Origin of the sequence: Xenorhabdus sp. NBAII XenSa04, assembly GCF_963866145.1 — a bacterium.
GTDB classification, from domain to species: domain Bacteria; phylum Pseudomonadota; class Gammaproteobacteria; order Enterobacterales; family Enterobacteriaceae; genus Xenorhabdus; species Xenorhabdus indica.
Genome location: NZ_CAWMEB010000118.1, coordinates 1 through 6,982, shown reverse-complemented (window position 1 = coordinate 6,982; position 6,982 = coordinate 1). Strand labels below are relative to the sequence as shown.

General features: G+C 49.5%; 11 protein-coding genes. All 11 read right to left on the bottom strand.

Features of this window, described 5'->3' with window-relative positions:
- Positions 1-168: 168 nt before the first annotated feature.
- A complete protein-coding gene (locus AAC147_RS05860; protein WP_047685956.1) occupies positions 169-441 on the bottom strand; it encodes a helix-turn-helix domain-containing protein in 273 nt (90 codons plus the stop codon).
- Between the two features lie 48 nt (positions 442-489).
- On the bottom strand, positions 490-1,665 hold the full coding sequence (locus tag AAC147_RS05855; RefSeq protein ID WP_047685954.1) for a ParB/RepB/Spo0J family partition protein: 1,176 nt from the start codon (positions 1,663-1,665) through the stop codon (positions 490-492).
- A 3-nt stretch (positions 1,666-1,668) separates the two neighbouring features.
- Entirely contained in the window at positions 1,669-2,454 is a 786-nt protein-coding gene (locus AAC147_RS05850) for a ParA family protein (RefSeq protein ID WP_047685952.1), read from the bottom strand.
- 173 nt (positions 2,455-2,627) lie between these two features.
- A complete protein-coding gene (locus tag AAC147_RS05845) occupies positions 2,628-2,915 on the bottom strand; it encodes a hypothetical protein (protein ID WP_369793181.1) in 288 nt (95 codons plus the stop codon).
- Between the two features lie 180 nt (positions 2,916-3,095).
- On the bottom strand, positions 3,096-3,371 hold the full coding sequence (locus AAC147_RS05840; RefSeq protein WP_231571636.1) for a hypothetical protein: 276 nt from the start codon (positions 3,369-3,371) through the stop codon (positions 3,096-3,098).
- A gap of 13 nt (positions 3,372-3,384) precedes the next feature.
- A complete protein-coding gene (locus AAC147_RS20080; RefSeq protein WP_231571634.1) occupies positions 3,385-3,999 on the bottom strand; it encodes a DNA methyltransferase in 615 nt (204 codons plus the stop codon).
- Positions 3,936-4,628 carry a site-specific DNA-methyltransferase gene (locus AAC147_RS20075; protein WP_262946793.1) on the bottom strand — a complete coding sequence of 231 codons (693 nt, stop codon included), beginning with the start codon at positions 4,626-4,628 and terminating at the stop codon, positions 3,936-3,938. Before AAC147_RS20075 ends, AAC147_RS20080 begins: the two co-directional genes overlap by 64 nt.
- Entirely contained in the window at positions 4,618-4,980 is a 363-nt protein-coding gene (locus tag AAC147_RS05830; RefSeq protein ID WP_047685960.1) for a hypothetical protein, read from the bottom strand. The genes AAC147_RS20075 and AAC147_RS05830 overlap by 11 nt, the downstream gene beginning before the upstream one ends.
- Before the next feature lie 2 nt (positions 4,981-4,982).
- Complete coding sequence (locus AAC147_RS05825) at positions 4,983-5,879, bottom strand: hypothetical protein (RefSeq protein ID WP_369793180.1); 897 nt, start codon at positions 5,877-5,879, stop codon at positions 4,983-4,985.
- 74 nt (positions 5,880-5,953) lie between these two features.
- Positions 5,954-6,124, bottom strand: coding sequence for a hypothetical protein (locus AAC147_RS20070; protein ID WP_445286330.1), 171 nt, complete (start codon positions 6,122-6,124; stop codon positions 5,954-5,956).
- A gap of 135 nt (positions 6,125-6,259) precedes the next feature.
- Positions 6,260-6,586, bottom strand: coding sequence for a hypothetical protein (locus AAC147_RS20065; RefSeq protein ID WP_369793178.1), 327 nt, complete (start codon positions 6,584-6,586; stop codon positions 6,260-6,262).
- Positions 6,587-6,982: the final 396 nt, after the last annotated feature.

The window sequence follows — 6,982 nt, the reverse complement described above, 5'->3', positions numbered from 1 at the left end:
GAGAAAATTCAGACATAAAATCGGCCTCAGGCAATCATCTGAGGCCAATTATGACTTATCTTAGTTTGCTTAAGCGAGCGGTATTACAGCCTAGCTGGGGGTTTTCTATATACAAAAAAACCCGCCAGATTGGCGGGTTTTCTGTTCAACGCGCTGCCCTATGACACCTTACAGCTTTCCGTACCGGTTCAAGAACGAAGACCTGTCTAAGATCCCCCAGTCCGTCAGCATGTAGTAGCCGGTGGCACCCCGTTCGCCGGTTGACTCCCTGACGAACAAGATGTTCATTCCGAACTCATCACGCAGAGCGGACAACTGTCTCTTGATCGTTGATTCAGGAATTTTTGTTGCCTTGTGAAGGTCCTGGAGACTTGGCTTCCCCGTTTTAGACAGGGCATTCACTAAAGCAAATTTTCTTTTCATGTCCTGTGAGATCTTCATATTCACCTGTTCTTGACAGGCCCAACCTTTCTGGCTGGGCCTCCTTTGTTAGCCTTCGACACTCAGGAGTGCAATGTCTGACACAGGCACATGAACATGCTTTTCCTTGCCTTCGCTATCGAGCGTTTTGACCCAGACAGTAGACGGAACCAGAGCCACGCGGTCTGTCATGATGACTCCGCGTTTGGTCTCACCATCCAGGTTAACGTTGACAGCGAAAATCAAACTGTCGGCCCGGACGTTCTTCCATTCCTTGTCCTTCGGCAGTGGAGGAAGGGCATCACCCCCTTCTTCATCTTTGCTCTTGCCTCTGTTAATTGGCTGCTGGACAGGCTCTTTGTCCTCTTCCTCTTCGTCACGCAAAGGGTCCTGGTCATTCTGACCATCAGTATCAGAAGACTCTTCCAGTTCCTTCTGCTCAGGCTCCTGAGCGTCATTCCCGAGTTGTTCCGACGTACCATTCCCGCCTGAGTTCAGAGTTTGGTCATCGGTACTTCCAGCACCAGGCTCATCATTCTGGCCGGAGCCAGTAAGTGGACCTTTTTCCATTTCTTCTTTGATGCGTTTGGCATCATTCAGAAGCTCACGGCTTTGTTTACGGGTAATCCCGTCAGACATAGCCACAGCGCAGACAGCGCGACATCTTTCTTCGTTCAGATCGAACAAAAGACGAAGATTATTCAGGGTTTCTGTATCAGAACATACTTCATTATCGTACAACTCGCGCACACAGTCAGGTAGCTTTAGCAACGACAGATGCGTAGATACAAAAGTGGTGTTCTTCCCGAGACGATCAGCAATATCTTTTTGCTTCCAGCCTTCTTCGATAAACAGATTTAACGCTTCGGCAATCTCTACCGGCGTTAAGTCATCCCGTTGGATGTTTTCGATCAACTCACCAGCAGTTTCGTCCAGATTGTTCTGGACCTTATCGTTGACTACCAGGTCGATGGTCTCAATACCAGCATGTTTACACGCTCTCCAACGACGTTCCCCCTTCTGGATGACAAACTTGCCTTCTTCGTTCTTCGGGAACACAATGATCGGAGACTGCTGCCCTTCGGTCAGCAGGGTTGCCGCCAGATCTTCAATATTACGGAAGCGTTTACGGACCTGGACTTTAGATACAACGTCTTCAACAGGTACAGTAAGAACTTCTTTGCCTTTCTTGCCTTTGGCGACTTTAGCAAGTTCGGACAGGCCTTTTAAATTATTTAGTGCCATCGCTTAGCCCACCTTCTCTAAAAGTTCTTCCAACACCGCCTCAACCTCTTTGGTCGCGACATGTCCATAGCGCAACTCCCACACAGGGATGCCATCGGTGGTCGCAGTATCGAGCGGAGGCCGGTGCATAATTTTGTTCTCAAACAGCAGATCCGGAACTGTGTTCTCCAGCGACTTGAGGGCCTTGTCATGGTTGACAGAGCGGTCCATGTCGTTGATCACGATGCCCAGAATCTCCAGGTCTTGGTTGTATGCCTCACGCACACCAATAATCGTGTTCAGGAGACCCTCTACGCCGTCCACAGCAAAGCCAGAGAGCTTTACTGGACATGCCACATGGGTAGACATCACCAAGGCGGCCACCAGCTTTCTGCCGAGGCTAGGCGGACAATCAATCAGCACGTAATCGTAGTTCTCAAACAGTTCAGCCAAATGGCGAGCCGGGTTCATAGCCTGGTCAAGAGGCACGGCCTCCATTTCAAACAGGTCCGGGTCGTTCTTCGGCGTATGAATGAGGTCTGCCCCGCAAGGGCAGTGCATGACCTCAATGCCGTCCAGCTCGTAAGCGAACAGCTCTGCGGTTTTGGTTCCGGTGAGGATGGGTTCGTAGTCGCCATCCTCCAGCTCTCGCCTGGGGGCCAGTCGAGAGGACGTATTCCCCTGACCATCCATATCCAAGACCAGCACTTTCTTTTTCTTCTGTAACGCCAGATAAAAGGCCTGCTGGATACAGAGGGTACTCTTACCCACTCCGCCTTTCTGGTTGGCGAAGCTGATTACTTTTGCCATACCCACCTCTATTTTGGTTTCTCGCAGGTGATCCAGACCACCCCCAAACTTTCACATGTGAAAGATTTTAGTGATCAAAAAATGATACTGCAATATCTAATTATAGTTCTGTTAAAACAAACTTGAAACAAAAAAACGGCCATAAAGGCCGCGTACTCACAAGGTTTGTGCTGTCAGCGCAATTGCTTCGCAGCCCCAAGCCCATTAATCAACAACTGCTTTGTATCGTTGAATAGCTCGGAACCCTGTTCCGGTGTCAGCATCTCCGGCATATCATCTCTCGGCCATGTACCGGCTACTTGAATCAGCAGACTGGCTGCCCAGTGAATCTGTTTCTCTTCACTTTCATCGGCCAGGGTGCATACGATGGGGAAACCGTACTTAAGCCCCCAGCGACTCACCTCTTTGAACGATACCAGCTCAGGCTTTTGCAGATCCCGGCTGTAGGCCTCAGCTATCATGCAGTTCAGTTCTTGAGTGTCCATTTATCCCCCTTAGCAGTCTTTTCATATTCTTCTTCAAACATCGTTTTCAGTGTGTTTCGTAACTCTTCATCCTCGATGTAATTGACATCAAAGCTGCTGGTAACTGCCTCACTCCCAATCCCACATAGAAAGTAGCCCCGGCCATCAGGACCAATTTTAAGAGGCACAACGGGAAGTGGCGTGTTGGATCACACTCCCGCAAATCCCGGAGAAATAATTGGTCCCCCCGCGTGGAATAACCCAGTTACCGATAAAGCCCCAATCAATTTGTGTCGAGATGGCATCAGGCTGGTATTGCTCCCCCCAGAAGTTGATTGCTGCCTGCTGATGCTGTTTACCGGCATGGTAGATATATCGAGCCACAATAAGCACGGAGAGGACAAACATAATCGCCAAATGGCGCAAAACTCTTGCGATAAAACTTAAACTCATAGGTATTGTTCTCTTAATTCAAAGCTCCCCCGCCCACTGTTGATATGGCTGGGTTCATCCAAAATCCATCAAAGCCGGTGAACATTTCCGCTTGGGTGCGTATGTACTCTAGGATGATGTCACAAGCAATCCAGCGCCGATTGTTCCTTTCTGCAGCCAACCCGCTCTTGTTTGACCCACTGAACGGATCGACAACCAAGTCGCCTTCTTCTGACAGGAAGCGAATAGCCATCTCAGGTATGTCTGTTGGAAACATTGCTGGGTGTGGTGGCAATCCCAGCTCTTTAGCGATTCTCCGAAGCTCCAACGTATCCGAACAACGGTGGCCACGCTGGATAACGTTCTTCGGTATCCGTCCTTCCGTGAAATTAGAGAATGCGTTCCCTCTCAGTCGATAGGCCCCGTCACCATAACTGACCACCCTGCTATCACCGCCCTGGTCCATCAGCTTCTGATGTTTCTCTGTATGAGGGATCAAAACCCTTCTGTTGTCTGAACGCACTCTGTCAGGGGCGTTGGTGAACCAGTAAACAGGCTCCCAACCGGCGCACAACTGGTAACGGTTTACACAGGCCCAATGGGTTGGACTTGGTGGCTTGGACAGGTTGATCCAAGGCCATCTATCCATGAGAGACAGCCCGAGCCGGTCATGCAGCGCCAGCACCATCCTCTCAACAGAGATCTGGAGGGGCTCTTGGCCTCGAAGATGTCATTGCTGACATTCAGAACGACGCTCCCACCTGGCACCAGATTCTTGACTATGGGTTCGAGCGCCTGAGTAATGAAATCCACCCATTTGGCTTCATCAACGTTTCCATAGCCACGCTGTATCCGGAGCGGAAACGGTGGCGATGTTACACACAGATGGACCGGCTCATCGAGGTCAGAGAAAAAGCTCTTGTTGTTTGACCACACTGCCAGCCCAAGATTTGTTGAATAGGCGACAAGTCGAACTCCACCAAGAGCCTCATGGAGGCCCTTCTTGGTTTTGTTGGATAGCTCCCAGACACCCCGCTCGCCGTCTACCTTCTGGAGAAGGTTCATCGACTTTAGGGTTTGTTGATACCAGCGGATCTGTCTTTTCAGCTTGCTCCGCTTGACCTTTGCCTTGCCAATTTCACTTTGTTCATCCAGAGCGCTTTTAGGAATCTCTGCGAGCTCAGCCACTGAATCGTAGAGCTCCTCATTGGATAGCGGTTTGTCCGCCTTGGCATACGCTTCTTGGACATGAAAGAGCTCTAACTGGTTACTCATCATCTCCTTCCGTACCCCGGAAGATGTCATTGAATACTGCGGTCGCTTCGGTGCTCTTAACGTCATGCTCGGTGTAGAAAGGCCACCAGGTTAACCCACCACCTTCAAACCAAGAGCAGCGGAACTGGACTGTCTTATCAGGAAGGACTTTGAACTCGACATACTGAGGTTTGTCATAACGGCACATTTCACCGAGGTCTAGGCCAAACTTTTCTTTAACCCAAGTGGATGACATCGACCCTTGGCTCAACCCTTCGCTGTTTACCCAATAAACCCTGTTAGCAGCACCAGAAATACTGATGAACAGGAAAGCCAGTATTGCCCCGATCTTCAACCATACAAAAACACTTCTCACAATCATCCTTCCTGCTTAACAAATGGGCCTTTGCTATCAAGAGGCTTTGAAAAAATAGCCCCCGGCTCAGACATGGCCGCTATATGAACGCATCCCGTTTGCAAGACAAAAATCATGTTGACATCGACGGTAGGTTGCAGCCGATGCTGCGGGCTTCGATGTAATCCGCTGGCTTGCGCCTCATTCCTCCGACGAGCGGCTTTACGAATTTGGAGGAACTCCTTGAGGTTTTCCAACCCGCCCACGTTGCCAATATCAATGGCCTCAAGTACATCGAGGCTGACATCACGCAAGATGTGAGCTTTTTCTTTCCGGATCTCACCCAGATATTCTTCGCCCTTGTATTTCAGGTAGGAGGAGTAGGTGAAGACGTTCTTCATCTGGGTGTGTGACAAGCCAAGTGCATGGTTTGCGATGACAGAACGTTCGTTGTTCTCGAAGACACCGCCTTCTTTCACGTTATCTTCACATGTCTGGAGCAGTTTCAGGATTTCCTGATTGCTCATGGCAGGGAGGTCGATGTGATAGACAAATTCTTCATTGAAGACGTCTTTGCCAACGATGATGTAGTTGATCCCCTCATTCTCCAGATAGGTCAAGGATGATTTGAGGGCTGGGAATGTTTCCGGGGTTGCACGTTGACGGTCGAAAAAGAAAGTGTCGAATACGACAACACCGTTTTTCGAGGATTTTTTGGCCTCATCCGCCATCGCCTTCATCGTGCCGGGATCAGGGAGTTTCTTGAATGGCATTACGGTAAAATGCTTGCCGACTTTCTCGGCAATTTCAGAGAAAACGCTCTCTGCGCGGCCCAGCTCAAAAGTGCTAACGTTGATGACTGGAAAGGACAACTTGTTTGGGATTTCAAGTTTGTCCATTTGCTGTGTAATATCGCTCATCGCTTATCCTTTAAATAAGTTGCGGATTATTCATCACCCCAAATGATAATATCATTTTATGATGCTGTAAATATTTAGTTTCCAACTCTGTAACGCTCTACAGCGGATTCAAACCGCTTGACTGACACGTCTACACCACTTTCCACCAGCAACTCATGCCCCTGGTGACAAACCTGCTGTTTCAGGCCAAAGAACTCTTCGCTAACACGGGCGTACTCGCCAGCCGAATTGGACATGTCAGTCACGAGGTCAAGGACCTCCATCGTTTGTGCTGACGATACTCTGGAAGAGGCCTCTCTGATTTCGCGTAGGGCTTTTTGCCCCATATCCACCAGCCGCTTGTTGCTCTCGTGCAGCCTGGATGCAGCGTCAAGTCTGTCCTAGGCCTGGGTAATTCGATCCAGAATATGGCTACCATCAATCGCTTCCTTCACGACCCGAGAAACCAATTCCTCTTTGAGCTGGTCTCTCCCCCGGCGCAAATACCGTAAATCGCTGTTATGGCCTTTCAGGGCAGATCGTATAATGGCGATGTCCCTGCGAAACTGCCAGAACGATCTGATTTTTTGCCAGAGCCCCAACTGAGCGCGCTGCTGGCAGAGTGCTTCGTACTCAGCTCCTTTTGTTTCAACCTGACTGAGAGCTGCGGCAATCCTATCCTGGTATTGCCGGTCGTCAGCCAAGTAACTTTGAATCGCTTGTTCCATCCAGTCTCACCCCTAAACTTTCACATGTGAAAGTTCATTCTTTCTTTGTTCCGACCCCCGCATAGCGCATTAGCAATGCGTGACGAAAAATCCTTCCATTCTAGACTGTTTCGGTAGTCATCCTGTCCAGTTGCTTGTTCCTGACAGGTTGATGCAAATTGATCGAGAGCATCCGGGCACGAAGAGCAGACCCCGACACCTTCCACTCTATTTACACGAAGCCAATGGCACGGTTGGCCGTTTTCAACGCAAGCATGAATCAGTGCATCCGCACCCTATACATGTAGCAGTAAGCATAAGCGCTTCCCTAAGTAAATTGACATCATCATAGTATCATTATGTGATTCTGTAAATTTTAAACAAAAAGCGGCATGAGCCCTGTCTCTTCTACACAAA

Bases quoted from the DNA above. Each gene is read 5' to 3' on its own strand.
- AAC147_RS05860 (WP_047685956.1), bottom strand. From the start codon at position 441: ATGAAGATCTCACAGGACATGAAAAGAAAATTTGCTTTAGTGAATGCC.
- AAC147_RS05840 (WP_231571636.1), bottom strand. From the start codon at position 3,371: ATGAGTTTAAGTTTTATCGCAAGAGTTTTGCGCCATTTGGCGATTATG.
- AAC147_RS05825 (WP_369793180.1), bottom strand. From the start codon at position 5,879: ATGAGCGATATTACACAGCAAATGGACAAACTTGAAATCCCAAACAAG.
- AAC147_RS20080 (WP_231571634.1), bottom strand. From the start codon at position 3,999: ATGGATAGATGGCCTTGGATCAACCTGTCCAAGCCACCAAGTCCAACC.
- AAC147_RS20075 (WP_262946793.1), bottom strand. From the start codon at position 4,628: ATGATGAGTAACCAGTTAGAGCTCTTTCATGTCCAAGAAGCGTATGCC.
- AAC147_RS05845 (WP_369793181.1), bottom strand. From the start codon at position 2,915: ATGATAGCTGAGGCCTACAGCCGGGATCTGCAAAAGCCTGAGCTGGTA.
- AAC147_RS20065 (WP_369793178.1), bottom strand. From the start codon at position 6,586: ATGGAACAAGCGATTCAAAGTTACTTGGCTGACGACCGGCAATACCAG.
- AAC147_RS05850 (WP_047685952.1), bottom strand. From the start codon at position 2,454: ATGGCAAAAGTAATCAGCTTCGCCAACCAGAAAGGCGGAGTGGGTAAG.
- AAC147_RS05855 (WP_047685954.1), bottom strand. From the start codon at position 1,665: ATGGCACTAAATAATTTAAAAGGCCTGTCCGAACTTGCTAAAGTCGCC.